This window comes from Streptomyces sp. NPDC020490, assembly GCF_044335305.1.
Lineage (GTDB): Bacteria > Actinomycetota > Actinomycetes > Streptomycetales > Streptomycetaceae > Streptomyces.
This window is the reverse complement of the sequence record NZ_JBIRUY010000010.1, coordinates 64,487-90,066: the sequence shown is the minus strand read 5'-3', so window position 1 is coordinate 90,066 and position 25,580 is coordinate 64,487. Positions and strand designations below refer to the sequence as shown.

Here is a 25,580-nt window from a genome sequence, read left to right as displayed (position 1 = left end):
CATCGTTCCGGATGCGGGTCCGCTGCGGGGCCGCCCTGCTCGCCGCGGCCGCCATCGCCTCCGGCTGTGCGCAGGGCGACGCCTCCGAGGTGGATTCGGCCGAGGTGACCCCGGCCGCCGGCCAGCCGCCCCTGAAGGCGGCCCCGGCCCGCGCCCTGGAGGCGTACGCCGCGCGGCTGCGCGCCGCGGCCGTCGCCCGGGCCGCGGCGGCCAGACGCTGGGGCCTGGCGAAGGTGCCGCTGACCGCCCCGCCGCCGCCCGCGAAGAAGCCGGTGATCACCGCCCGCAAGGGCTTCGAGGTCGACGGGCAGCGCGAACTGGACCTGCCCCCGGTCTTCACCACCGTCCCCACCGAGCAGAAGGTCGTCTTCCTCACCATCGACGACGGCGCCGAGAAGGACCCGGCGTTCCTGCGGATGACGCGCGAGCTGAAGATCCCGTACACCGCCTTCCTCAGCGACTTCCTGATCCGGGACGACTACGGCTACTTCGGCAAGATGCGGCACGACGGAGTGACGCTGAACAACCACACCCTCAACCACCCCTACCTCCGCGGCCTGTCCTACAAGGAGCAGAAGCGCGAGATCTGCGGCATGCAGGACGTGATCGAGGAGCGTTACGGCGTCCGCCCCCGCCTCTTCCGCCCGCCCTACGGCAGCTACAACCAGGACACCCTGCTCGCCGCCAAGGCCTGCGGCATCCGGTACGCGCCCATCTGGGACGAGGAGGTCTTCGTCGACCACTGGGAGTACCGGGACGACCGCTTCCTGCACCCCGGCGACATCGTCCTGACCCACTTCCGGGGCCGCGGGCAGTGGAAGGGCACCATGCCCGACATGCTCCGCCGCTTCCTGGACAAGGTCACCGTCCAGGGATACGCGGTGGCCCGGCTGGAGGACTACCTGTGAGGCGGCGCCGCCTGGCGGCCGGTGCGCTGGCGGCCACCCTCCTGCTCACCGGCTGCGCCCCGTCCGTCGACCCCATCCAACGGCTCGGCGAGAAGGCGGCCCGGCGAATGGGTCCGCACGGTGCGGCGACGGCGGGGCAGTCGCCGCACGGCACGGCGACCGCCGGCCGGCCGCCGCACGCCACGGGGGACACGTCCGTCGGGCACCGGGCGCACGGCGGGGTCGAGGACGGGGACGGGGGTCCTGGGCAGCGGCTGCGCGGTACGGGGGACAGGGGCGCGGGGCGCCGGCCGTGCGGGGCCGGGGAGGGGGTCGCCGGGCGTCGGCCGCGTGGCGCGGGGGACGAGGGTGTCGGGCGTCGGCCGCGTGGCGCGGGGGACGAAGGTGTCGGGCACCGGCTGGTCGGCGCCGGAGACAGGGCTGCCGGGCGGCCGCCGTACGACGGCGGTCATCCGGCCGCCGGTCTTCCGGCCGCCGGTCTTCCGGCTGCCGGTCTTCCGGTCGCCGGGCAGTCGTCGTCCTGCGGCCGGGACCTCGCCCCCGGGCGGCCGTCGCCCCGCGGCCGGGACCTCGCCCCCGGGCGGCCGTCGCCCCGCGGCAGCGATCCCGCGCCCGGGCGGCCGTCGCCCCGCCGCCGGGGCCACGCGGCCCCGAATCCGTCCCGGGTTCCGGCCGCCCCCGCGGCGGACCGGGGCCTGCCGCGGGTGCTCTTCCGCGTCCCCACCCGCGACAAGGTCGTCTTCCTCACCTACGACGACGGCGCGGAGACGGACCCCCGCTTCGCCGAGACGGTCCGCACACTGCGCCTGCCCGTCAGCATCTTCCTCACCGACCGGGTCGCCGGCCCGGGCTACGCCCACCTCGCGCGCCTGCGGTCGGTCGGAGTGAGCCTGCAGAACCACACCCTCGACCACCTCGCCCTGCGCGGCCTGCCCTACGTCGGTCAGCGCGCCGAGATCTGCGGCCAGCAGGACAAGCTCACCGCTCGCCTCGGCGTCCGCCCCCGCCTCTTCCGCCCGCCCTACGGCACGTACGACGCGACGACCCTGCGCGCCGCGGCGGACTGCGGCATCTCGGCGGTCGTGCTGTGGCGGGCGGCGATGACGGGGGACGGCGAACTGACGTACGCGGGCGGCGAGCACCGCCTCGGCCCCGGCGACATCGTGGCCGTGGCCGCGGGCGAGGGCACGGGACCGACGGTCGGGGAGCGGACGGCGCGGCTGCTGCGGGAGGCACGCGGCCGGGGGCTGAGGGTGGCGCGGCTGGAGGACTACGTCTGACGCCGCCAAGTCAGTCGGCAGGCCCCGGGTCCGCCGTACGGCCGCGTACGGTCCTGCGCAGCCGCCGCGCGACCCCGCGCAGTCCTCCTTGCGGCGCGGAACCCCGGCCGACGCGCCGCGGTGATTGGCACTCCGCTTGACCGAGTGCTAATCACGGTCATAGTCTCAGGTCTGGCACTCCCCCCTGGAGAGTGCCAACAACGCGACGGGCAGGTCCGGCACCCGCGACGACGGATCGACCTGGTCGCCACCTCAGACAGTTAACCCCGTGAGATCTCCGAAGGGGGAGGTCGGATCGTGACGACCGCCAGCTCCAAGGTTGCCATCAAGCCGCTCGAGGACCGCATCGTGGTCCAGCCGCTGGACGCCGAGCAGACCACGGCCTCTGGCCTGGTCATTCCGGACACCGCCAAGGAGAAGCCCCAGGAGGGCGTCGTCCTGGCCGTGGGCCCGGGCCGCTTCGAGAACGGCGAGCGTCTCCCGCTCGACGTCAAGACCGGCGACATCGTGCTGTACAGCAAGTACGGCGGCACCGAGGTGAAGTACAACGGCGAGGAGTACCTCGTCCTCTCGGCTCGCGACGTCCTCGCGATCATCGAGAAGTAGTCCCACCTCGAGCATTCCGCTCTTAGCTGCGCCCCTGGCCCCCGCGACCACACAAGAAGCCGGGCGCCCGGGGCGCAGTTTCTTTCACCTAGATTTCCGAGAGGGCTCACGCTGTCATGGCGAAGATCCTGAAGTTCGACGAGGACGCCCGTCGCGCCCTCGAGCGCGGCGTCAACAAGCTTGCCGACACGGTCAAGGTGACGATCGGCCCCAAGGGCCGCAACGTCGTCATCGACAAGAAGTTCGGCGCTCCCACCATCACCAACGACGGCGTCACCATCGCCCGCGAGGTCGAGATCGAGGACCCGTACGAGAACCTCGGCGCCCAGCTGGTGAAGGAGGTGGCGACCAAGACCAACGACATCGCGGGTGACGGCACCACCACCGCCACCGTGCTGGCCCAGGCCCTGGTCCGCGAGGGCCTGAAGAACGTGGCCGCCGGCGCCTCCCCCGCCGCCCTGAAGAAGGGCATCGACGCCGCCGTCGCCGCCGTCTCCGAGGACCTGCTGGCGTCGGCCCGCCCGATCGCGGAGAAGTCCGACATCGCCGCCGTCGCCGCGCTGTCCGCCCAGGACCAGCAGGTCGGCGAGCTCATCGCCGAGGCGATGGACAAGGTCGGCAAGGACGGCGTCATCACCGTCGAGGAGTCCAACACCTTCGGCCTGGAGCTGGACTTCACCGAGGGCATGGCCTTCGACAAGGGCTACCTCTCGCCGTACTTCGTCACCGACCAGGAGCGCATGGAGGCCGTCCTCGACGACCCCTACATCCTGATCACGCAGGGCAAGATCTCCGCGATCGCCGACCTGCTGCCGCTGCTGGAGAAGGTCATCCAGGCCAACTCCTCCAAGCCGCTGCTGATCATCGCCGAGGACGTCGAGGGCGAGGCCCTGTCGACCCTGGTGGTCAACAAGATCCGCGGCACCTTCAACGCGGTCGCGGTCAAGGCCCCCGGCTTCGGCGACCGCCGCAAGGCGATGCTGCAGGACATGGCGATCCTCACCGGCGCCACCGTCGTCTCCGAGGAGGTCGGCCTCAAGCTCGACCAGGTCGGCCTGGACGTGCTGGGCTCCGCCCGCCGCGTGACGGTCACCAAGGACGACACCACCCTCGTCGACGGCGCCGGCAAGTCCGAGGACGTCCACGGCCGCGTCGCCCAGATCAAGGCCGAGATCGAGACCACCGACTCCGACTGGGACCGCGAGAAGCTCCAGGAGCGCCTCGCCAAGCTGGCCGGCGGCGTGTGCGTGATCAAGGTCGGCGCCGCCACCGAGGTGGAGCTGAAGGAGAAGAAGCACCGTCTGGAGGACGCCATCTCCGCGACCCGCGCCGCGGTCGAGGAGGGCATCGTCTCCGGTGGTGGCTCCGCGCTGGTCCACGCCGCCAAGGTCCTCGAGGGCAACCTCGACAAGACCGGCGACGAGGCCACCGGCGTCTCCGTCGTCGCGCGCGCCGTCGTCGAGCCGCTGCGCTGGATCGCGGAGAACGCGGGCCTCGAGGGCTACGTGATCGTCTCCAAGGTCAAGGAGCTGGAGAAGGGCAACGGCTACAACGCCGCCACCGGCGAGTACGGCGACCTGGTCAAGGCCGGGGTCATCGACCCGGTGAAGGTCACCCGCTCCGCCCTGGAGAACGCCGCCTCCATCGCCTCCCTCCTGCTGACGACCGAGACCCTGGTCGTCGAGAAGAAGGAAGAGGAAGAGCCGGCCGCCGCGGGCCACAGCCACGGCCACAGCCACTGAGCCGCACCGCTCACAGGAAGGCCCCCGTCTCGGCAGATGCGGTCAGCCGTCGGTGTCTACCAGGAACCGGACGTTCTCCGCCAGCAGCGCCCGCGCCCCCTGAGCGTCCGCCAGCCGGGCGGCGAGGGTGGCCTCCGCCAGCCGTGGGGGCAGTGCCTCCGCGAACTTCAGGCCCCGCACGGCGCGTACGTCCACCTCGGGCAGTGTCACGCCGTTGCCGGCGTCCGCCGCGGCGGCTCGCCACATCCGCGGGGTCACGTCGTCACGCAGCCTCAGGAAGCGGTCGTCGGTGATCCGGTGGGGCAGCACCACGGAGGGGAGAGAGGCGGTCAGGGTGGCGTTCGCCCGGTGTCCGCCCCAGGTCCACCACCGGACGTCGCCGTCCCCCCGGCGGGTGATGACCGTACCGGCCGGGTGGACCACGTCCCGGTGGGCATCCCGCGCTTGGGCCAGTTTGGCCTGTGCGCGACGGGTGAGGACGACGGGTGGGTCATCGCCGAGCAGCACCTGCCGCCCGGCACGGGTCAGGGTGAACGACCGGACACGGTCCGGGCCGAAGCCGTTCCACCTGGCACGCCCGCCCTCGTCCACGGGCTCGACGAAGCAGCGCCTGCGGCGCCAGTCGATGTACGTCACCAGCCAGCTGCGGCCCGCCAGCAGCAGCTTCCGCGGTCCCTCGACCTCCTCGGTGAGCAGATCCGGGTCGGTGCGGCCGATCTCGGTCCGCCCGCTCAGCACGGTGAACTCCGGCGGGGCTGTGAACGATGCCGTCAGGTTCATGAAGTGCCGCTGCCCGAAGCGGCGTTCGGCCTCGGGCCCGATGAACAGCAGGCCGCCGTCCCGGTCCAGGTAGCCCTGCTCCACCAGGTGGTGCACGATGGGCTCGGCGGCCTTCCCGAAGGTTCCCAGCCCACCCCACCACTCCTGCCACAGGTTCTCCCCGACCCGGTGTTCCTGCAGGCACAGGGCGAGCATCTGCTGGGCGACCAGGTGCCGTGGTTCAGGAGGTGGCGTCACCGGTTCCACCCAGCCGCGCGACCAGGCGAGCAGCAAGGCCGCCGCGGACAGCAGACCGGCGTCGGTGAGGGCGAGGAAGAGGCAGTTGCGGCGGGTGCCGGGGCGACGGCCGGTACGGCCGAGGCGTTGCAGGAACGACGCGACGGTCTGCGGAGCGTCGAGCTGGATCACTCGGTCGAGGTCACCGACGTCGATGCCGAGTTCCAGGGTGCTGGTGGACACGATCACGCAGTCCCGGGCCTCCGCGAAGGCCTGTTCGGCACGCCGTCGTTCGTCCGCCGACAGTGAGGCGTGGGACAGGAACGTGGTGACACCGCGCAGCCTGAGCTGCTCGCCCAGCTCCTCGACGGTGCGGCGGCTCTCACAGAACACCAGGCGCTTCTCGCCCCGGTGCAGGGCGGCGACGACCGTGGCCGCGTTGGCGACCGAGCCGACGTAGTCCAGCTCGATGTCGCCCGGCGGGGGAGCGGTGGAAAGCGGGGGTGCTGCCGTACGTGGTTCGGGCGGTGCCACGCCGGGTGCGACGACCTGCCCGGGCCGTCGGCCGTGTCCCGACCCCTGGAGCCAGTCCAGCAGCTCGTGCGGGTTGCCGACGGTGGCCGACAGACCGACTCGCTGCACCGGCCGCCCGGTGATCCTCTGCAGCCGCTCCAGTACGGCGAGCAGATGCCAGCCGCGGTCGTCACCGGCGAAGGCGTGCACCTCGTCGACCACCACGCTGTGCAGCCCGGAGAAGAACGTCCGGTGGTCCACATGGGCGCTGACCAGCATCGCTTCCAGGGACTCCGGCGTGGTGAGGAGAAGGTCCGGCCGCTGGGCCAGGATGCGGCGGCGTCTGCTGGTCGCGATGTCGCCGTGCCACAGCTCCGCGGTGCGGCCCACCCAGCCCGCGTACGTCTCCAGCCGGGGGTGCAGGTTGTTCAGGAGCGCCTTGAGCGGAGTGACGTACAGGATGCCGGTGCCCTTCCACCCGTGCCGCTGCGCGCGAGTGAGCAGGGGGAATGCGGCGGCCTCGGTCTTGCCTCCGGCGGTGGGCGCCAGCAGCACCGCGTCCTGCCCGGACAGCAGCGGCCCGATCGCCTCCTCCTGCAGGGGGCGCAGGGAGCGCCAGCCGAGCGTGTTGACGATGTGGTGGGTCAGGATCGGGTCCAGCAGGTCCAGCGCGGCGGCGCTCACGGCAGCTCCAGCTCCACGTCTCCGGCGCTCGCCGCGGCGTTGCGTTCCACCTCGTCGAGTTCCGCGGTGTTGACCGTGAGCGTGTAGTGGACACGTGGGTCGAAGTCGTCGAACGTGTCGATACGGTCGAGGACGTCGGCCACCAGCTTCCGCAGGTAGAGCCGGGGAGCGATGCCGGCCTTGCCGCCGAGTGAGCCGGTGACGGCACGTGCCAGGTCGTCGAGGTAGGCGTCGTCGGCCCGTGCGGCGACGCGCTCTGGACGGCGGGCGGTGGCTTCGTACACGGTGCGTACCTTCCGCCCCAGCTCGCCGAGGGACGCGAGGTCGAAGCCCGGCAGGCGCAGTTGTACGGCCCGCGGGGAGTCGAAGCGCGGGTCGGTGGTGAAGTCCGTGGCCAGCCGCTGGGCCAGCGGTGCCAGGCGCTGCACGCCCTGCTGGCCGTCGTAGAAGGCGGGGGTGCCGGTGATGACGAGGAACAGGCCGGGGAACCGTCCGGCGTCGATCTCGTCGAGGAGTTGCCGCAGGGCGTTGAGGGACTTCTCCCGTACGTCGCCGCGTACCCGCTGCAGCGTCTCCACCTCGTCGAGGACGAGCAGCAGCCCGGGATGCCCGCAGTCCCGCAGCACGGTCAGCAGGCCCTGCAGGAAGCCCAGTGCGGCGAAGTGGTCCAGGTCGCCCCGCACCCCGGCGGACCGCTTGGCCGACGCGGCCACGGACTTCTGTCCGCCGAGCCACGCGATCAGCGCCTCGGCACGTGCCCCGTCACCCGCCGCGACCGCCTCGCGGTAGCCGCGCAGGGCGGCGGAGAAGGCGGGGGTGGTGCGGGCCACGTCCGTGAGCCTCAGCTCCAGCAGGGTGTCCACGGCACGGGCGAGTCCGGCCTCGTCGTTCTCGTCCACCTCTCCGGCGCCGATGACCTCCTCCTCCAGGGCATAGAACCAGGAGTCGATCAACGCGCGCAGCGCGGACGGCGGATGCGTGGACGTGGTCAGTCGTTCCGTGAGCCGGCGGTAGACGGTCTCCAGGCGGTGCAGCGGGGTCTCCGTCTCGGAGATCTGCACCTCGCTGACGGCCAGGCCGCGCTTCTTGGCCCGTTCGGCGAGCCAGCGGGCGAAGAACGTCTTTCCCGAGCCGTACTCGCCGCGCAGGGCGTGGAAGGCGCTGCCGCCGCGGGCGACGGTGGACAGGTCGTCGTCCAGGGCGTCGGTGAACCGGTCGAGGCCCACGGCGAACAGGCCGAGCCCCTGCTGCGGTACGGTGCCGCGGCGCAGGGCGTCGACGACGTCCCGGGCGCGTGCGGCGCTGATCCCGGCGGTGCCGGTCGGTCGGGGAGTCGGGGTGCTCACGCCTGTGTGCCTTCCGTGAACTGCTGCCGCAGCAGCTCCCTGTCGAGGTGGACGGTGCGCCCGGACTCCACGAGCTGGAGCACCGGGTAACCGTCGATGTTGAGCAGACGTTCGAGCATGGTGACGAACCGCTGGGGGTTGCGTTCCGACCGGCCGGTGGCCGACTGCGCTGCTGCGGCGACGGCGGCCGGTGACAGCTTGCCGCCCGCTTCGAGCAGTGCGTCGAGCGCCGCGGCCACGGCGGTGTTGCCGGGCGCGTTGCGCACGAACTCGCGCTGCGTCTCGTACGGCTTGCTGCGCACGGTCCGTTCGCCGAGTGTGCCGTGTCCGGGCTGCGGGAACAGCCCTTCGGACTGCGGCGGTTGCTGTTTGCGGGTGTCCCTGCCGCGCGGCACCGGGGCGGGCTGCGGCGGTTCGGCTGTTCCGCCGCCCCGCCACCATGCGGGGGCTGTGTTCTCCGCGGGCAGCGCCGTCCAGCCGGACGGGAGTTCGCTGCCGGACGGGACGAAGGCCAGGACCGGCACGGTGACCTCGGCGAGTGAGGCGCCCCCGTGGTAGCCCGCCTGGCGGGAGGTGTAGCGCAGGTCGTCACGCCAGGCGGCGGTGATCCGCCCGTTGCCGGCCCGCACGCGCGGCCCGGCCAGCTCCACCTCGCCGGGCTGGGCCGGGCCGGTGCGCCAGCGGGCTCCCTCCACCCCGTCGGCCGGTGTGGGCCCCGCCTCACGCGGGCTGCGGTCCAGGACGTGCCCGTGGTCGGAGACGAGCAGGACCGGCCGGCCCGCACCGCGGGCGGCGTCGAGCAGGTCGGCCAGTCTGGCGATGTCGGCCGTGCCCCACCGGGCGCGTCCGTTCTCCCGCCCGTCGGCCAGCGCGTCGTCGATGGTGTTGACGACGACTCCGACGACGGTGTCGTCGTCCTGGAGCGCGCCCAGCAGTTCGGGAGCGAGCCGGTGCCCGGCGGCTCCTTCGTAGCTTCCCTTGTGAAAGAGCCTGGCTGCCCGGCGCCGCTTCTTCCAGAAGGCCGTGAAGCCGGCCCGCTCCACGTCCTGGCCGCCCTCGGTGGCCGTGCCCGCGAGCAGGGAGGCCCGGCTGATCCTGGTGACGGTCGGCAGCATGGCGACCGCGGCGAGCCGGCCGGGACGGCGTCCCGTGGGTGCGGTGGGGACGATCTCGGTCCAGTCCCGCCGGTCGAGCCCGGCGGCGAGTTCGGCGGCGACGTCCGCGCTCATTCCGTCCAGGACGAGGATCAGCGGCCGGCCGCCCTCCCGGGCGAGCGGAGCGGCTGCCTCCGTCAGGACGTCCTCGATCAGCAGCGCCCCGTTCGGCGCCTGCTGCGACGCGCTTTCCACCCAGGTGGCGAGGGATTGGGCGAACCGTTCGTCGAGCTGCCGGCGCCGGTCCCGCACCCGGCCGATGAGCCGGTGGTAGGCCTCCCCGACCGTGCCGTCGCGTGAGGTGTCGCCCTCGGCGAGGATGCCGGTCGCCAGGTCCACCCAGCCGGTGGACTCCATGTGACGGCGCACGCTCTGGCCGGCCGACTCCAGCGGCGGGAGCGGGGTGTCGAGCCAGCGCAGCAGCCGGACGGCGGTGCGTGCGCGTTCGGTGGACTCCGCGTGGAGCCTGGTGAGCTGGTGGTCCGCGAGGTCGCGCAGCGCGGCCTCGGCGGCGGCGGGGCGGGCGTCGAGCGTGGTGGCGAGGGTCCGCAGCCGGGCCCGGTATCCGGAGGGCAGCAGCCGGTCGCCGGTGAGCAGGCCGGTCAGCCGCGCGGTCTCGGCGAGCCGGTCGGCCTGCTCCAGCACGGCCAGCACCCGGGCGCGGGCGTCCGCCCCGGACGGGCCGCCGGCTTCCGCCTGTGCGATCCACCGGGTCAGCACTCCGGTGGCGGCGGCCGCGTACGGCGTCAGCGCGTCGAAGGACCGCAGGGATTCGCCGAAGAGGGTGCCCAGGGCGAACCCGGCGTCGGCGGCGGCCGGGCAGGCCAGGGCCGCCGAGGCGAGCGCGCCCAGCGGCAGCGCGTCGGCGCCGCGGCCGTCGGCGGCCAGCGCGAGCAGGGTGGGCGCCGCAGGCCCGGCCACCTGGTCCAGCCAGGTGGTCAGCCCGGCGCGTTCCTGCTGAGGCAGTTCGGCGAAGCGCCGCGGCCCGGCCGGGGTGCGGCTCCAGTCGAAGAGGGTGTCCGCGTCCAGGTCCAGGGAGTCGTCCGCGGCGTCACCGAGTCCGACGCGGGCGGCCAGCAGGGCCCGTACGGCCCGGTCGCGGGTGAGGACGGAACCCGTGCGCGGCCAGCCGCCGGGCGGTTCGGCCTCCAGCAGCGCGTCGAGCAGCCAGGTCTCGCGCACCATCCGGGTGTCGAGGTCGCCGGCTCCGAAAAGCTGCTTGACGATGTCGGCCCGTTCGACGGCCAGCGGCCGGCGGCGGACCGCGTGTCCGCGCAGGTCCCAGCCGAGCTGGTCGGCGGGGACGCTGCCGGTGACGACCAGGACGCCGTCGCCGTCCTCGCCGGTGTCGGCGAGGTGGCGCCGCCAGGCGTCGGCGATGCCGAGCGGCGAGTCCTGGTCGGTGACGCGGACGCGGCGCGTGCCGCCGTCCACCTGCACGGTGAACTCGCGTTCTTCGTCGCTGCCCGCCCACACGGCGTCGACCAGCACGAGGCGGCGGCCTTCGGCCCCGGGCAGTTCCGTCTCCAGCAGTACTTCGACGGCGCGCCGCCCGGCGGCGGGCCGGGCCGCCATCAGCGGGCCTCCCCGGCGCTCTCGGCGCTCTCGGCACCCTCCGCGGACTCCACCGGCCGCCAGCTGATCTCCACGGCGGCGTCCGGGTGGGCGGCGAGATAGGCGCGGATGTCGTCGCGGACACCGGCGAGTTCACCGGCCAGCAGCTCCTCCAGCGGCGTCGCACCGGCCGCGGCGACGACCCGGCGCCCCGATCTCGGAGCGCGCGGCGGTGTGCCGGAAGCGTCCGGCGCCTGAGCGGCGGCGGGGTCGGCCTGCGACGGCACCACCGTGCCGCCCGCCCCCGGCTGCGGCCCCGCGGGGTGGTGGGTCGCCACCTCCGGCTCGCTGACCCGTACGTCCTGCGCGGCCGGCGCGGGCTCCTGCCGGGGCGTGAACGCGGTCTCCACCGCCAGCGCCGCGTTGATGATCGCGTTGGCCTTCTCGCCCGCCTCGCCGAGCACCGGCACCAGCGGCCGCTCGAACTCGGAGGCCCGGGCGGTGACGGCGATCTCGTCGAACAGCCGTCGTGCCCGGTCGCCCACGCCGTCCTCACGGCCGATCAGGCCGCGTACGTTCGTCAGGGCGGGCCAGGCGGCACCGTCCAGTGCCCGCAGTACCTCGCCGGCGCTGCCCATGGCGGTGTTGAGGTCCCGCTCGGTCGCGGTGAACGAGGCCGACGCCAGCTCGCGCACCAGCGCGGTGGCGTCGCTGCCGTGCCGGGTCAGCCGGGCGAGCAGGCCCGCGGCCTCCCGCAGGATCGCGGTGCGCGGCGCGGCCTGGCCCGGGGTGTCCAGTCCGAGCAGTGCGGCGTGCCGTTCCAGCGACGCCCGCACCCCGGCCACGTCCTTCTCCCAGCTCTCCGCCCGGGCACGGATGCCTTCGGCGAGCCGGTTGACGTTGCGCGCGTACATGGCCGGTTTGGCGGTGACGCCGAACAGCCTGGCCGCCCGGTCCCGGGCCGCCGCGTACTCGTCCTCGCCGGGCAGCGGCTGGGACCGCAGCGACCAGCCGGGCCCGATCTCGTGCAGGGCGGGCGCCTCCCGCTCCGGGCCGCCCTGGTACACCCAGGCCCGGTCGTCGAGCAGCGCGTACGCGGCGATGAGGAGGTTCCCGGTGAGCTTGTCGAGCCCGCCGTGGCCGAGGTCCTTGGTGATCCAGTTGCGGATGTCCTCGACGGCGAGGTCGCCGCGCTGCTTGTGCGCGGACGCGGCCTGGTTGACGCGGGTGCGCCAGTCCTGCCGCATGACGAGGGGGCCGTCGTGGACGGTGCCCAGTTCCAGCGGCTCCACGATCCGCTTGACGGTCTTCAGGTGGTGGCTGTCGACGTTCTGGGCGCGGCCGCCCTCGTCCATCGCCCGGGTGATCCACTCCAGGGCGGTGCGCAGCTCACCGGCCGTCACCGCCTTGCGCTGCCCCTTGGGGTCCGGCCCGAAGTCGGGGTGCTTGGGATAGAGCGCGGAGAACATGCCGTCGGCCAGGTGCTGCGCGTTCGCCTCGAAGCCCTTGCCGCCTTCCGTGCGGGGCTGCGTGAACTCCGGCTGGAGCGAGAGCACGTGCCGCCCGTCGGGCACTTCGGGACCGGGGTTGGCGTCGGTGGGGCGGGCCAGGCCGTACACCTCGGCGAGCGCGCCGGTGAGCTGATCGGTGAGCGTGTCGCGGGCCACCTCCAGTTGCCGCCTGACCTTGGCCCGGTCGTCGGGCGGGAAGGTGCCGGTGTAGTCGGCGAGCCGGTCGCGCTCCAGCAGGAAGGTGATCCGCATGAGCCGGCCGAGCTGTGCCTTGCGCTGGTCGGAGAAGAAGTCGGTGAGCCAGACCAGGGTCGGGGCGGTCAGCCCGTCCTTCCTCAGCTCCTCGACGCGGTGGAAGTCGTCGCTGGGGTAGTGGTCGCCGTCGTCGAAGGGGTAGTCGACGACGAACCGCACGTTGCCGGACGTGGCCGGGGTGAACTGCTCGTCGGGCAGGTCGGCGCGGTCGCGTACGTTGCCGAAGACGAACTCGGCGACGCGCCGGGTGCCCCGCCAGACGATCTCCTTCTCGGCGACGAACTGCCCGTCCCGCACGCCGATGGCGTCCCACAGCCGGTCGCGCAGCCACACCCGGCGCACGCCCGCCTTGTCCTCCTCGGCGACGGCGTCGAGCAGCGGCTCGATGTCGAGGTCGGACAGGTGCAGCGAGAACACGGGGTCGGCCTCGCCGTCGGAGCGCACCTCGGACGGGAACGCGGCCTGCAGGTCGCGCATGCGGCGCACGACGACGTCGCCGGCGGGCACGGTCCGGGAGCGCACCGAGCCGTGGTTGAGCGCGGCGAGCCGGGCCCCGGTCAGCCGCCGCAGCGCGGGCACGTCGGGGGCGAGCGCGCCCAGCAGCAGTGTCTTGACGAACCGGTCGTCGGCCTGGAAGTCGGTGTGCGTGTCGGAGCCGTACTTGTCCAGCAGGTGGGCGCGCGCCTTGGCGTGGAACTTCACCGCGGCCTCGGACTCGCGCTTCAGCTTGTCGGTGAAGGCGGCGCGGGTGCCGTCGACGAGGACGTCCCACAGGTCGCCCAGCGGGATGAGCCGGCCGACGGCGGCGCCGGCGTTGTGCTGCAGCAGTTGCTGGACGAGTTTGAGGCCGGTGCGTTCGCGCTGGAGCGCGCCGGACAGGGCGACGAGGACGTTGAGCAGCGCCGGGGACAGCGGGTACACGGCCCGGAAGTCGGACCAGTCGGCCTGGGTGGCGCCGCCGCCGTCCAGCAGGATGTCCTTGACCTGCTGGTTGGAGCGGTCGATGCCGGCGAAGGAGCTCTCCAGCACCGCCTCCTTGCCGGGCAGCGGCTTCAGCACCCGCTCCTTGATGATCTCCGGCAGGTTGCGGTCCTCCAGGTCGACGGTGTCGAACCGCTCGTTGAGGTATTCGAGGGCCTGTTCCATCGCCTTGACGTCGGCGCCGAGCACGTCGGAGCCGACGAGCTGGGACAGGTCGCGCTGACGCGACATGAACGACACGATCGGCACGGGCCGTTCCGCGTCGCCCGACTCGATCAGCTTCACCAGCTTCTGGATCTCGCTGTTGACGAAGGTGCGGTCCCTCATGTGGGCCTGGAGCCACAGCACCAGCTCGTCGAGGAACAGCACCACGCCGTCGTAGTGCAGGGCGCGGGCGTGCCTGCTGATCGCGGCGAGCCCGGTCTCCAGCGGCACGTACTTGGCCGCGTCACCGTGCGCGCTCTCCGCGTACGACCGCATCGGCCCGCTGAGCAGCGCGGACACCAGCCGTTCGCGCCGCTGGTCCCCGGCGGGCGCAGTGAAGGCGTCGTCCAGCTCGCCGGACGTCCAGGCCCCGCCGGCGCCGATCACCTGCAGCTCGTCGTCCTCGCCGTCGTCGGGGCCGCCGGGGTCGGCCGGGAGCAGCCGCACGAAGGCGTCGTCCCCGAGCTGCTCCCGCATGCGCCGGGCGTCCGCCAGCATGGCGTCGGAACGGAACACGATCGGGGTGGGCGCCTCCGGGTGCCGCTCGCGCACCGCCCGCACGTACCCGCCGAGCAGCGCCTCGTCCAGGTTCGCGGCGCCCACGAGGTGGTAGGGCACCATCAGGAACCGTTTCCCGCGCAGCCACTCGTCGTGCTCGGCGACGACCTCCCGCAGCCGCGGCTTGGTCCGCACGGACGGGTCGTTGTTGAGGACGGCGTGCAGCACGGTGAGGAAGTGGCTCTTACCGGCGCCGAAGGAGCCGTGCAGGTAGGCGGCGTATGAGGTGTTCTTGCGTACCGCGCCGCGCACCAGGTTCAGCGCCTTGCGGAACTGCTCCTGCAGCTGCGGGGTGACGACGTACTCCTCGACGCGCCCGGCGGCCCTGCCGGTGAACCCCTGGGACAGCTCGACCTTGAAGTCGCCGGCGTAGACGTCCTCCTTGATGTCGAGCACGTCTCTCAGTACGACCGTCTCGCCCGCGCCCCTGGCCATCGACTGCTCCCGCTCCCCGTGGTCCCCGTGTGTCCCTTGTACGTCCCATTCATCCTGCCAGGTCGCGGCGGGCGGCTGGGGCGGTCTGCGGGGAGTGGACCGGTGCGGGAGCGCGGGCCGGGCCGCTGCTACGGCGTGCCGGGCGCCGCCACCACCGCCCACACGGTCTTGCCCGGCGCGCCGGGCCGCGGGGCGATGCCCCACTCCTCGGCCAGTGCGGCGACCAGCGCGAGACCGCGTCCGCCTTCGTCATCGGGCAGGCCGTCCCGGACGGGGGCGGGGTGCCGCTCCCCGCGGGCGTCGCTGACCTCGATGCGGATGCGGCCGGTGACGCGGAACCGCGTCAGACGCAGACTGGCGTCGCGTCCGGGCACGCGGCCGTGGGTCACGGCGTTGTTGGCCAGTTCGGCGACGATCAGTTCCACGGAATCGTGCACGGGGGTCCGGTGGCGCCAGCCCCAGGCGTCCATCTGGCAGGAGGCGAGCCGGCGGGCGAGCCGGGCGCCGCGTGGGGACGCGGTGAAGCGGAACGAGAGAACCGTCTGGTCGGCGAGCGGGAGCGGCAGCGTGGACCGCCGCTCCTGGCGGGGGGACGTGGTCATGTCCCGAAGATCCCGTGGTGAAACCCCCGCTCACCAGGTACGACACCCCCACGGTGGCGCTCTGTGGGGGCGACGGGAAGCTCTGTCGGGGTTGTCGGGGTTGCCCCCTGGCAGGCGCGCGCTTCGCCCGGTCAGAGCCTGGCCCGCAGTAGCAGCACGCTCCACGAGACCCCTGGGCGTCGCTGCAGGTCCGGCTGCTCGCGGACCGTCAGTACGTCGAGTCCGGCCCGGCGCGCCAGCCGGATCGTCTCGGACAGGGGAACATCGAACATACGCCGCCCGGGTGGGACGGGACCGTGCCGAAGGGTGATGAGCACGCGCCCCGTCGGGGACAGCAGCGACCGGACGCGCGTCATGGCTGCCTCCCGGTCTCCGTGCTCCAGGTGCATCCATACGGCGACGATCAGCACGAGGTCGAAGGGTCCGTGCACGCCGGGGAGTCCGGGCAGTGCGCTGTCGATCCAGGTGAGGGGCGCGTCCGCGTGCAGTCGCTGTCCGATCTCGCGGAGTTCGGGCGTCGGTTCGACCGCCACCACGTCGTGGCCCAGTCCGGCGAGCGCCGCCGCGTCCCTGCCGGACCCGGCGCCCAGGTCGGCGACCCTGGCGGGAGGAGGCGGAAACAGGGGGAGCATCTCACCGTGGACATTTTGGAAGGAGATGCTTTCGTACTGGCGCGCGAGATCTTCGGCCGCGGCGCCATAGCCTGCCGTCCCCGAGGGGGAGGAGCGTCTACTCTGTCCTGGACCCGCTGGGTGGTTTCTATCGGCCTCACGCATTACTCACCATCCATGCAGAAGACAGAGCCGAAAAGGCGCAGACAATCCGACGTACATTGTTTCAGTCAACTTCGACGAGCGACAACCTTTTTACTTGTGTGTCCCTGCGGCATCCTGTAAAGTCCTCCCGACTTTATTCTCTCCTCGGCTGAGCCCTTGGGCAAGGGGTAGGCATGGAAAGCGGACTCCGCTGTGTCGATTCGGAATTCTGTGAGGAAATCGCCGGTGCGCCGGACACCACTTTCTCGGCGATTTACGGGGGCGACCCGCCGAGCCGTGTCATCTGGGAAACCTCGCGGTTCCGACTCATCGCCGACATGTCTCCCCTGTGCGCCGGTCATCTGCTGCTTCTCCCGGTCGAACATTATCTCAGCTTTGCCGAGTTCGTCGATGTGCGTCATGGTGAACTGGCGGCCGTGTTCTCGGTCTTAAAGTCCTTATATCGAAGTGCCTTCGGACCGCTTACGATACTTGAGCATGGATCCTCCGCCGCCATGCGGACACGCGCGTGCATTTCTCACGCGCATTGGCACATACTGCCCGTCGACGGTCAGCACGTCGATTCTCTGATAGCGGCGGACGGGCTGCCCGCTGTTTCCCTCACGGACATCAAAGGCCTGGCGGCCCTGCGGGGCGAGCCGTATTTTCTCTGTGCCCATGAGGGCGAATACAAGGTGTACGACGGGCATACCCCCATGCGCAGCCAGTATCTGCGCTCCGTCGTCGGCCGTCTGCTGGACATCCCCGACCCGCTCTGGGACTACGCCCTGGTCGTCCGCAAGGAACTGCTCCGCGAGACCATGACGCTCACCAGGAGTTGGCGGGACGCCCTGCCGGCCGTGGGGACGTCATTCTGAGCACATGTGGAGGGCGGCACGTGCCGCGCGTCTCGATTTCCATCGACGGTCCTACGGCCAGCGGTAAAACCACACTGGCCACACGTCTCGCCCAGTCCCTCGGGCTGGCTTTCCTGGATACCGGACTCACTTATCGAAGCCTGGCCTACGCTCTCTCCCGGGAGCCGGCGGAGAGCCTGCGCACCCGACTGCACTCCGCTCTGGAGCACCGGCCCGTCGTGTACGACAGGTCGGGAGAGCTGGTTCAGGATCACGCCATTCTCCTGCACGGTGAGGACATCACCGAGGACATCTGGGACATGTCCCTGGACGGCGGACTCAAGGCGGTCGCAGGGGATTCCGCCTGGCGCGAGGAGATCCTGCGCATGCATCAGGCCATCGTCGAGAAGCACGGCGATGTCGTCGCCGTCGGCAGAGACGTGGCCATGACTCTCCTGCCGGCGGCGCGTCTGCGGATCTACCTGACCGCCAGTCTGGCCGTGCGCAGGGAGCGGCGGCGTGCGCAGTACCGCGACCGGAGCGACCGCTCCACGGCAGTGGGCCCGCCCACGCAGCGCGACGAGGAGAACCGGGCCGCCGTCCGGTCGCTCCCCGACTCCATCGAGATCGACACGACGTATCTTCCCGCTCCGGCGGTGTCCACATGCGCCCTGAACAGGCTGACGAACGCCTCGGCGCCAGGTACTCAGAGAAAGGTGCGATGAATCGTGACCTCCCAGGAACCGGTCTACTCGGACGAGCCGACACGGGTGAAGCAACTGGTCAGCGAATTCTTCAGCAGTCAGTCCGGAGCCGGTGTGGGACCGGACGGTCTGGACGTGGTCCTGAGCATGGGCGCGGACGTGCGGGACGACTGCGCGGTGTACGACATCGGATCGCCGGTGACCCTGGTCGTGGGATCGGACTACATTCGCGGCCCGAAATTCATTCTCCACGAAATGGGCCTGTTATCGGACTTCGATATCGGCTATTACCTGGCAGCGGCCAACATCAGCGACATCGCCGCCATGGGCGCGACACCCATCGGCCTGCTCAGCGTCGTCCGCTACCCGCATGAGTTGGACGATGCGGGGTTCCGGGAGGTCATGGCCGGAATCCATCAGGCGTGTACCGATTTCGGGACCCTCAACGTGGGCGGCGACATCGGCAACGCCGAGCGCGTCATCCTCTCCGGAACCGCCCTGGGCGTCTGCCGGCCGGGCAAGGTACTCAAACGGAGCGGCGCCAGGCCGGGAGACCTCCTCTGTGTCACGGGCGCCTGCGGCCTGCTCGGAGCCGCGGTCGCGTATTTCCCGAAAGAGGACTCCTTCCTTCCCCGCAGGCTTCCTGCGGACGCGGCGCGGAGGCTGCTGGACAGTTGGCGAAGGCCCCGGGCCCGCGTGGCCGAGGGACGTGTCCTGGCCGAGAAGCCGTTCGCCACGTCGTGCCAGGACACCTCTGACGGGCTCAAGGCCACCATCGAGCAGATCATGCAGGCCGGCGGGGTGGGCTTCCGCGTCACGGAGCGGGACGTCCCCGTCGACCCCGCGGTGCGCATGGTCGCGGACCTCATGCGGGTCGATCCGCTGGCTCTGACGATGAGCGCCTCGTCCGACTTCCAGTTGGCCTTCACCCTTGCCCCGGATGATCTGGAGGCGTGCCGCGCGGAGTTCGCGGCCATGGGGCTGGAATTCTTCGTGATCGGCGAAGCCACCGACGACGGAGAGGCGTGGGCGGTGAGTGATGAGGGAACGCGCCCGTTGCCCGGGGTGGCGTGGAAGCACCAGAAGTCCGACGTCAGCCTGCTGGCCTCCGGCTCGTCCGACCCGCAGTCCAGATGAGAGCGCTGACCGCCAAGTTCCTGGACCGGTCGATACTGCTCGGGGCATCTCTGGTGCTGATAGCCCGGCAGTACGACCTGCCGAGCAAGCAGTTCTGGGCCGACGCGATGCTGAACCATCCGTATGTCGTCGTCACGCTCGTCTGCACGGTCGCCCTGTTCGGCGCCCTGACCCCGTTCCAGAGCTACGCGGACCGGCAGCGGGTGGGGCGCCGGGTCGTCGTCCGGCAGCAGGTGCTGGCGCACTTCGGCAAGATGCTGGCCGTGGCGCGAAACGCGCAGCCTCCCGTGGACACGGGTGACCTCGGGCTGCACGTGTGGCAGATCCAGCGGTCGCTTCGTCATCCGCTGCGGGGGTACCTCCGGCGCACCGTCACGTATCGCCTCGGAAGCACCCCGGCCACCAGGTCCTTCGCGCCGACCAAAGGGGTGGGCGTCGTGGGCCTCTGCTGGAAGCGGAACGAGGAGGTGTCCTTCGACGTGCGGGAACTGGCGGACCGGCTGACGGACCGACAGGAGTTCGAGCGGTACCGGGATGCCCGGGGCGCCGACGCGGTGATGGGCCTGACTTGGTCGGAGTTCCGGCGTGTGGCGCACCGCGGGGCGGTCTTCGCGAGCCCGATCAGGAGCCGCGGGGGTGACTTCATCGGATGCGTCAGCGTCGATGCCCGACACGGCCACGCTGCCATGGACGTGGATGACTTCTGGCACGAACTGAACTCGTTGTGCTCCCGTATCGGGCAGGACGACTTCGACGTCCTGTGATCCGGCCGTGGATCTCAGCGGCGGCCGGTATGAGCGTCGGTGAGCTGCCTCAGCTCGGGTTCCTCGTCGGGTTTGGCGGCCCAGAGGTCCGGCTCGCAGTTCGGGACCGCCTGCCGGATTCCGCCACGAGGATCCGCGACATCCCCGAAGCGCCGGGGGATCAGGTGGATGTGCAGGTGGTCGACGGTTCGTCCGGCCGCTCGCCCCTCGTTGACGCCGATGGTGAACCCGTCGAGGTCGTCGTGTTCCTCCGTGAGGCGTTCCCGCGTGGCGAGGATGAGGGCATAGGCGTCCTTGACCTCCCTGGCGGTCAGCTCGAAGAAGGACTCCACGTGGCGTTTGGGAACGACCTCCACATGGCCGGCGGTGGCCGGGAAGTTGTCATAGCGGACGTAGAACGTCTTGTTCTGCTGCAAAATTCTGTTCAGATCGGGTTGGTCCCGCCGGCAGAAAATGCATGCGGAATCGGTCTCCGCCGAACTGCGTCGAATCCAGTGGCTTAACCTTCTGAAGAGCGAGGGGAAAATTCCTTCGGCGTCCGACCGTTCCTGGTCCATCGCTCGCTCCATTCTCTCTGAGGTCGACTCCGTGTAGCCGCGCACGCACCATGATGTCGCGGCAGACGGGCTTGTGGGGTGTTGTTGAGAACTCTCGTCGCACAACCCCGGGTGCCCCGCCCACAGTCATGCACTTCATCAAAAATCGGGCGATGGTGATGAGTTGGGTGGACTGATGGTTAGCACCTCGAACGGTAGCGAAATCCTCGGCGGTACGCTAGCCGTCCTCCACGCCTGACACGGTGAGGCGTGGGTGCGAGCAGGCCGCACGCTCAGAAAGTCCTACCGGTGCGTTTCGGGGACCGGGGGCCGAGCCGGCGATCGCTGCGGTGCGGACCGGCTGGTTGCGGAGGCGACGGTATCGCACGAAAAGGGGTGGGGTGGTCCGAGGAAGGGAACGTGCGGCGCCAGTTCACTCACAGGAGGCAACCGGCGTCGTTCGACGCCCGGTTGACGTGTGTCGGGCCTACCCTGCGGCTACGGTTCCGTCTCCGGCCGGCATCGGTGTCGGCATGGTGTGTAGTGCGCCGGTCCGTGCGGCCGGTCCGTCACGGCTCGTGGAGAGCGGCGAGGCGACCGGAGGGGAAGGGCGGCACGAGCCCCGGCTCCGCGCGCAGGCCGACCGGCGGGTGGCCGCGGCGTCCTGGAGTCGGCGCTTGCCGAAGATGGCGTTCAGGCAGGCGGAGGATCGTCCGGGGATGGCCTCACGCCCAGGCAGGCAACCAGAGTCTCCGTCGATGGATCGGTGAAGATCTGGAAGTAGTAGCCGCCGTTCGGCCGGTCGTCGACGTATCCCGTCAGCAGGCTTTCTCCCGGGTATGCGCGGAGATCCTCGACAGCCGCAGCAAATCCAATGGAAGGCTGGCCGGTCTTCTGGAGTGTCCGCTCTCTGCGGGCGTAGAGGGAGACCAGGCGCATTTTCGGCGACTGGTCCGGCCACAGTTCGAATTCCGCGCCCTGCGTCAGGGCGTCGGCGCACTGCTGCGCAACCTGGCCGCCCGTTCGGAGCAGGCGCTGCAAAGTCTCACGTTCCACTTGACTGCCAGTCTGTAGCAGGGTTGCGGCGAGTATAGGGCGGGCCGGTCAGGGCCTGCGCCAAGGTCCTCTGTCGACGCTGATCTCAGCGCCCTTCACGGTTCCTTTCAGGGCATGCTCCATCTCCTCGTAGACCTCGTAATCCGTTCCGTGGATCACGTAGTCAATTTCTGGTGGAACACTGTCCCTGGGAATCCTCAAGACGATTCCTCCGGGGCCGAGTTCCTCCGCGGCGTCGAGCGCCACGTCTTCGTAGTCATGAGTCCATGATGTGAACTCGCTTTCAGTGTTCCCGCCGGCATGGCGTCCGGGGTCGGAATGTCCACCGTGCGGGACCGCTGCCCCTTGCAGGGCTTCGTCATATTTGGGGTGGCCCTTGGGGACTCCTCTGTAGAGGTATTCCGACTCCTCCCCGCATTCCGGGGCGAGTCCCAGGGGATCACTCCAGGTGTGCGGATTGTGCACGTAGGTCGTCGGGTTGGGGGCGGGGGCGAGCCCAAGGGGGTCGGGGGTGAGATAGCGGGCGGTTTGGGGATCGTAGGTGCGGAAGTGGTTGTGATGCAGGCCGGTTTCAGGGTCGTAGTACTGGCCCGGGAAGCGGAGCGGAGTGTAGGCCGCTGCATCGCTGTTCCAGGTGGTCGTGCCCCACAGGGTGGCGCGACTGCGCCAGGCGATGGCGCCCCGTTCGTCGACGAGTTCTGTCGGGGTGCCGATGACGTCGGTGACGATCGCGAAGAAGCGCTGGTCGATGACCTCTTGGGATGCCATTGCGGCGGTGATGCGTTCCGTCTGGGCGAGCGGGCGCCGGCGGTCGTCGTGGTCCCAGGTCAGAACGACTGGGCAGGAGGGGCCATCGGCCACGCTGGTCTGCTCACAGAGGGTGTGGCCGTCCCAGGTGAAGTCGGTCTGCTCGACGACGCTCTCGTCGCCCGGGGCAAGGCGTTGCTTGGCCGAACGGCGTCCGAGCGGGTCGTACTGGTAGCGCCAGCGTGTGCCGTCGGGGGTGGTGACCGAGACGAGACGGTCTTCGGCGTCCCAGGCGTAACTCCACGTCTCGGACTTCCCGGACAGGTGGGTCTTGCGGCGCTGGGTGATCCGGCCCTGGGCGTCATGCTCGTAGCGGACCCGCCCGGCGCGGTTGATGCGGGTGCCCTGGTAGACGCGTGGGCCGGTTGCCTCCTGCCCGGGATGGGCGGCCGGCCAGGCCGCGTCCGTCTGATTGCCCGCCTCGTCGTAGGCGTAGCTCTCGGTCCACCCTTGGGCGTGAACGGCGGTGACGCGGCCCGCGGCATCGAGATCGAAGCGCCGGGTGCCGTTGAGCGCGTCGTCGATCTGGGTGACGAGGCCGTCGGATCGGTAGGTGAAGGCTCGTTGCTGGACGGCTTGGCCGTCTGCGGTGAGCAGGCTCTGCCCTGTGAGCCGCCCCAGCACGTCGAAGGTGTGGGCGAGGGAGATGTTGTCGCCTATGCGGCGGGCTGTCTCCCGGCCGGCCTCGTCGCGGTCGAAGCCGACCGGGCGGCCACCGGCGGTCAGTTCGATGAGTCGGCCTGCGGCGTCGTACGACCACGTGCTGGTCGCGCCCGTGGGGGTGGTGCGTCGGGTACGGCGGCCCAGGCGGTCGTAGGCGTAGGTGACGGTACGGCCGTCGACGGTCTCGGACCGAGGCAGTCCGCTTCCGTCGATCTCGACGGAGAGTGAAGTGTCCGGCCCGACGGCACGGACGAGCCGGCCCGACACGTCGTGTTCGTAGGTGGTGACCCGGCCTTCGGCGTCCTTGCGGATCACCCGGCCGAGAGCGTCACGGTCGTAGCGCACGGTCTGGCCGAGCGCGTTGGTGCGGCTGGTGAGACGTCCCGCGGCGTCGTGGGTGTACGTGAGGGTTCGGCCGTCGAAGTCGGTCTCCGAGGTGAGCCGGCCCACGGCATCGTAGGCATAATCCCAGGTCATCCCCTGTGGATTGGTCACTCTCGACAGGCGTAGTTCGGTGTCGTGGGTGAACTCGTAGCGCACGCCGTCAGGGCCGGTGCGTGCGGCCAGCAGGTCGAAGCAGGTGTACTCGGACGAGGTGACCGCCCCGTTCCTGTCCGTATGGCTGACGCAGTTTCCCTCCCCGTCGTAGGCCCAGGACTCCTCCGTGCCGTCCGCGGAGGTCCGGGAAGCCAAGCGGCCTTCAGCGGTCCACCGCAGTCGGGTGGGTGCGCCGAGCGGATCGGTGACCTTGACGGTGCGGCCGAAGGCGTCGCGCTGGTAACGGAATGTCTGCCCCAGCGGGTTGATGACCTCGACAGGCAGACCCGCGGTGTTGCAGCGGACCACCGTGGTGTGGCCGAGCCCGTCGGTCACTGCCGTCAGACGGCCGGCCGCGTCGTAACTGAAGCGGGACTCGACCCCGCCCGGCGTACACACGGTGGTGCGATTGCCGCGCTCGTCATAGGTCTGGCGCCACACAGAGCCGTCCGGGTGCGTCACCGTCTCGGGCAGACCCAGGGTGTTGTGAGCAACGGTCGTCTCGTGCCCGTCAGGCCGGACCACCTGGACCACGTTCCCCAGGGGGTCGTAGCGGAGTTTCGTAGCGCGCCCCAACTGATCGACGACCGCTACCAGTTGTAGCTGATCGTCCCACTCCCGGCGGGTGGTGTTGCCGAGCGGATCGGTTTCGCGGACGAGGCGCAGGTTTTCGTTGTGCTCGTAGACGCGGGTGTGGCCGAGGGAGTCGGTCACGCGGGTGGTGCGGGTGGCAGTGTCGTAGGTGAGGGTGGAGGCGAGGGCACCTCCGGTGCCGCCGGTGGCGGTGACGCGGCCCTGTTCGTCGTAGCGGTACCAGTAGGTGGTGTCGTTGCGGTCGGTCCAGGAGGTGATGCGGCCTTCGGCGTCGTAGGTGTAACGCATCGGCAGGCCGGAGGAGTTGGTCTCCTCGGTCAGCCGGCCCTGTTCGTCGTAGCCGAAGGTGAGCAGGGTCGTGCCGGGGCGGTTCGGGTGGGCGGGGTCGAGCAGGCGCAGGCCGGTGATGCGGGAGCGGGCCGGGTCGTGGTCGAGGGCGATGCGGTAGCCGCCGGAGTGGATCACCGCGGCGGGGACGTCCCCGTCGGCGTAGTGGACGGTGATGCGGTTGCCGTTGCGGTCGACGATGTGCTGGAGGGGCAGGTCGACGGCGGTGTCGCCGGCCGCCGGGACCGGGGAGTGGAAGACGTGGGTCAGCCCGGTGTCGGGGTCGGTGACGCGGACGGCGCCGTCGGTCTCGGTGTCCCAGGACAGGGTGAGGCGGGAGCCGGGCGTCTGCGGACCGACGGGGTCGTTGGTCTCCGGGTCCGGGCGTGGGAAGCAGAGGCGGGCGCCGTCCGCGGCCGCGTACACGAAGCCCTCGTCGTCGGCCTGGACCCGCTGGTCGAGGGTGGAGGCCCAGGTGGGGCCGAACCAGCCGCCCCACCGATAGGAGGAGAGGTGCGTGCGCGTGAGGATCAGCGGCAGCACGCCCGGCAGGGACACGTCGGTGCGGGTGAGGGCCATGTCGCCGGTGGCCACGTCGATCGGGTCCCGCACGAACTTCTTGACCATGTTGCGGACGGAGGCGGGCAGCTTGTCGAAGCCCGGGTTGAGTTTCAGGCGCTCGAAGGCGGCGCAGTCCAGCCCCATGGCCTGGCTCAGCTTCGCCAGGGCGGCGGGGCCCAGTGCTTTGAGTCCCTTGCCGAGGGCCTTGCCCAGGACGCCGAAGCCGACGCCCAGCACCGCGCCCTGGGCCAGGATCCCGGCCAGCTTCTCCGGGTCCTTGAAGGCGGAGGGATCCTGCAGCAGCGTCTCGAACGCCGTGAACTCCGCGCCGCCCTTGGCCATCTTGGCCACCGCGGCGACACCCCGGATCTCCTTGAGCGTCTTCAGCGCCCGCTCCACACCGCGGATGACTTCCATCACCCCGCGGATGACGGAGCCCAGCGCGGTGCCCTCCTCCTCGATCCGGCCGACCAGCGCCACCACCTTCAGCGCCCGTTCGCCCGCCATGAGGGTGGAGGCGACCTCCGAGGCGCCGGCGGTCAGGATCGACAGGGCCAGACCGGCGATCTCGAACTCGACGATCTCCGCCAGGATCACACCGATCTCGGACAGCAACTCGTGCGCCTTGTCCGCGAAGCCGTCCAGAGCCTTCGCGCCCTCCCTCAGCGAGTGGGCCATCTCCCTGGCCTGCTTGCGGGCGGCCTTGGAGCGCTTGTCGAAGGCCTTGGCCGCCTTGCCCTCCCACTCCACCTCGGCGACGGCCTTGCGGGACGCCTCCGCGGCGTCGTCCAGGCCGGTGGCCAGATGCCGCCACTTTTTGGCGATCTCCCGCACCCCGTCCGGGTCCACCGCCGGATCCGAGATGCCCAGGAACTCCAGACCACTGGCGATGGAGTCGCCGAACATGTGGTTGAACTTGTTGACGTAGTGGAGGGGGTTGAGGTCGACCACGC

The 25,580-nt window shown here is 71.0% G+C and carries 17 protein-coding genes; 8 read left to right on the top strand and 9 right to left on the bottom strand.

From position 1 onward, the window contains the following. Positions 1-11 precede the first annotated feature (11 nt). The 4 genes from ACH4ZX_RS13195 to groL all read left to right on the top strand — a co-directional run bounded on the left by ACH4ZX_RS13195 (position 12) and on the right by groL (position 4,536). Positions 12-908, top strand: a complete 897-nt coding sequence (locus ACH4ZX_RS13195; RefSeq protein WP_398271700.1) for a polysaccharide deacetylase family protein — start codon at positions 12-14, stop codon at positions 906-908. A gap of 398 nt (positions 909-1,306) precedes the next feature. Then, positions 1,307-2,188 carry a polysaccharide deacetylase family protein gene (locus ACH4ZX_RS13190; RefSeq protein WP_398271856.1) on the top strand — a complete coding sequence of 294 codons (882 nt, stop codon included), beginning with the start codon at positions 1,307-1,309 and terminating at the stop codon, positions 2,186-2,188. Between the two features lie 297 nt (positions 2,189-2,485). Beyond that, positions 2,486-2,794 carry a co-chaperone GroES gene (groES, locus tag ACH4ZX_RS13185; RefSeq protein ID WP_055493212.1) on the top strand — a complete coding sequence of 103 codons (309 nt, stop codon included), beginning with the start codon at positions 2,486-2,488 and terminating at the stop codon, positions 2,792-2,794. 116 nt (positions 2,795-2,910) lie between these two features. Continuing rightward, complete coding sequence (groL, locus tag ACH4ZX_RS13180; protein ID WP_398271698.1) at positions 2,911-4,536, top strand: chaperonin GroEL; 1,626 nt, start codon at positions 2,911-2,913, stop codon at positions 4,534-4,536. A 42-nt stretch (positions 4,537-4,578) separates the two neighbouring features. On the opposite strand, the gene ACH4ZX_RS13175 is transcribed toward groL, so the two are convergent. From ACH4ZX_RS13175 to ACH4ZX_RS13150, 6 genes are all read right to left on the bottom strand, one after another. Next, a complete protein-coding gene (locus tag ACH4ZX_RS13175) occupies positions 4,579-6,729 on the bottom strand; it encodes a DEAD/DEAH box helicase (protein WP_398271697.1) in 2,151 nt (716 codons plus the stop codon). Then, positions 6,726-8,075 carry a BREX system ATP-binding protein BrxD gene (gene brxD / locus ACH4ZX_RS13170; protein WP_398271695.1) on the bottom strand — a complete coding sequence of 450 codons (1,350 nt, stop codon included), beginning with the start codon at positions 8,073-8,075 and terminating at the stop codon, positions 6,726-6,728. The genes ACH4ZX_RS13175 and brxD overlap by 4 nt, the downstream gene beginning before the upstream one ends. Beyond that, the gene (gene pglZ / locus ACH4ZX_RS13165) at positions 8,072-10,804 is read right to left on the bottom strand and encodes a BREX-2 system phosphatase PglZ (protein ID WP_398271693.1); all 2,733 of its coding nucleotides are present in this window, start codon (positions 10,802-10,804) and stop codon (positions 8,072-8,074) included. Before pglZ ends, brxD begins: the two co-directional genes overlap by 4 nt. Next, a complete protein-coding gene (locus ACH4ZX_RS13160; RefSeq protein ID WP_398271692.1) occupies positions 10,804-14,727 on the bottom strand; it encodes a hypothetical protein in 3,924 nt (1,307 codons plus the stop codon). The genes pglZ and ACH4ZX_RS13160 overlap by 1 nt, the downstream gene beginning before the upstream one ends. A 128-nt stretch (positions 14,728-14,855) precedes the next feature. After that, entirely contained in the window at positions 14,856-15,329 is a 474-nt protein-coding gene (locus tag ACH4ZX_RS13155) for an ATP-binding protein (RefSeq protein WP_398271690.1), read from the bottom strand. A gap of 131 nt (positions 15,330-15,460) precedes the next feature. After that, entirely contained in the window at positions 15,461-15,961 is a 501-nt protein-coding gene (locus ACH4ZX_RS13150) for a class I SAM-dependent methyltransferase (RefSeq protein ID WP_398271689.1), read from the bottom strand. A gap of 317 nt (positions 15,962-16,278) precedes the next feature. Between ACH4ZX_RS13150 and ACH4ZX_RS13145 the strand changes: the two genes are divergently transcribed. From ACH4ZX_RS13145 to ACH4ZX_RS13130, 4 genes are read left to right on the top strand one after another with little or no spacing between them, the layout of a single operon-like run. Continuing rightward, the gene (locus ACH4ZX_RS13145) at positions 16,279-16,962 is read left to right on the top strand and encodes an HIT family protein (RefSeq protein WP_398271687.1); all 684 of its coding nucleotides are present in this window, start codon (positions 16,279-16,281) and stop codon (positions 16,960-16,962) included. A gap of 20 nt (positions 16,963-16,982) precedes the next feature. Continuing rightward, a complete protein-coding gene (locus ACH4ZX_RS13140; protein ID WP_398271685.1) occupies positions 16,983-17,666 on the top strand; it encodes a (d)CMP kinase in 684 nt (227 codons plus the stop codon). Between the two features lie 3 nt (positions 17,667-17,669). Next, on the top strand, positions 17,670-18,782 hold the full coding sequence (thiL, locus tag ACH4ZX_RS13135; protein WP_398271684.1) for a thiamine-phosphate kinase: 1,113 nt from the start codon (positions 17,670-17,672) through the stop codon (positions 18,780-18,782). After that, a complete protein-coding gene (locus ACH4ZX_RS13130) occupies positions 18,779-19,546 on the top strand; it encodes a hypothetical protein (RefSeq protein WP_398271682.1) in 768 nt (255 codons plus the stop codon). Before thiL ends, ACH4ZX_RS13130 begins: the two co-directional genes overlap by 4 nt. Before the next feature lie 14 nt (positions 19,547-19,560). Here ACH4ZX_RS13130 and ACH4ZX_RS13125 read toward each other — a convergent pair whose 3' ends face one another. From ACH4ZX_RS13125 to ACH4ZX_RS13115, 3 genes are all read right to left on the bottom strand, one after another. Continuing rightward, complete coding sequence (locus tag ACH4ZX_RS13125) at positions 19,561-20,103, bottom strand: HIT family protein (protein WP_398271680.1); 543 nt, start codon at positions 20,101-20,103, stop codon at positions 19,561-19,563. Positions 20,104-20,775: 672 nt separating this feature from the next. Continuing rightward, positions 20,776-21,138, bottom strand: a complete 363-nt coding sequence (locus tag ACH4ZX_RS13120) for a hypothetical protein (protein ID WP_398271679.1) — start codon at positions 21,136-21,138, stop codon at positions 20,776-20,778. Positions 21,139-21,186: 48 nt separating this feature from the next. Then, positions 21,187-25,578 (bottom strand): DUF6531 domain-containing protein, encoded by a 4,392-nt coding sequence (locus ACH4ZX_RS13115; protein ID WP_398271677.1) that lies wholly within the window; start codon positions 25,576-25,578, stop codon positions 21,187-21,189. Positions 25,579-25,580: the final 2 nt, after the last annotated feature.

Coding starts and splice junctions, on each gene's coding strand:
- ACH4ZX_RS13195 (WP_398271700.1), top strand. CDS start 12: ATGCGGGTCCGCTGCGGGGCCGCCCTGCTCGCCGCGGCCGCCATCGCC.
- groL (WP_398271698.1), top strand. CDS start 2,911: ATGGCGAAGATCCTGAAGTTCGACGAGGACGCCCGTCGCGCCCTCGAG.
- pglZ (WP_398271693.1), bottom strand. CDS start 10,804: ATGGCGGCCCGGCCCGCCGCCGGGCGGCGCGCCGTCGAAGTACTGCTG.
- ACH4ZX_RS13160 (WP_398271692.1), bottom strand. CDS start 14,727: ATGGCCAGGGGCGCGGGCGAGACGGTCGTACTGAGAGACGTGCTCGAC.
- ACH4ZX_RS13155 (WP_398271690.1), bottom strand. CDS start 15,329: ATGACCACGTCCCCCCGCCAGGAGCGGCGGTCCACGCTGCCGCTCCCG.
- ACH4ZX_RS13150 (WP_398271689.1), bottom strand. CDS start 15,961: ATGCTCCCCCTGTTTCCGCCTCCTCCCGCCAGGGTCGCCGACCTGGGC.
- ACH4ZX_RS13145 (WP_398271687.1), top strand. CDS start 16,279: ATGGAAAGCGGACTCCGCTGTGTCGATTCGGAATTCTGTGAGGAAATC.
- ACH4ZX_RS13130 (WP_398271682.1), top strand. CDS start 18,779: ATGAGAGCGCTGACCGCCAAGTTCCTGGACCGGTCGATACTGCTCGGG.
- ACH4ZX_RS13125 (WP_398271680.1), bottom strand. CDS start 20,103: ATGGACCAGGAACGGTCGGACGCCGAAGGAATTTTCCCCTCGCTCTTC.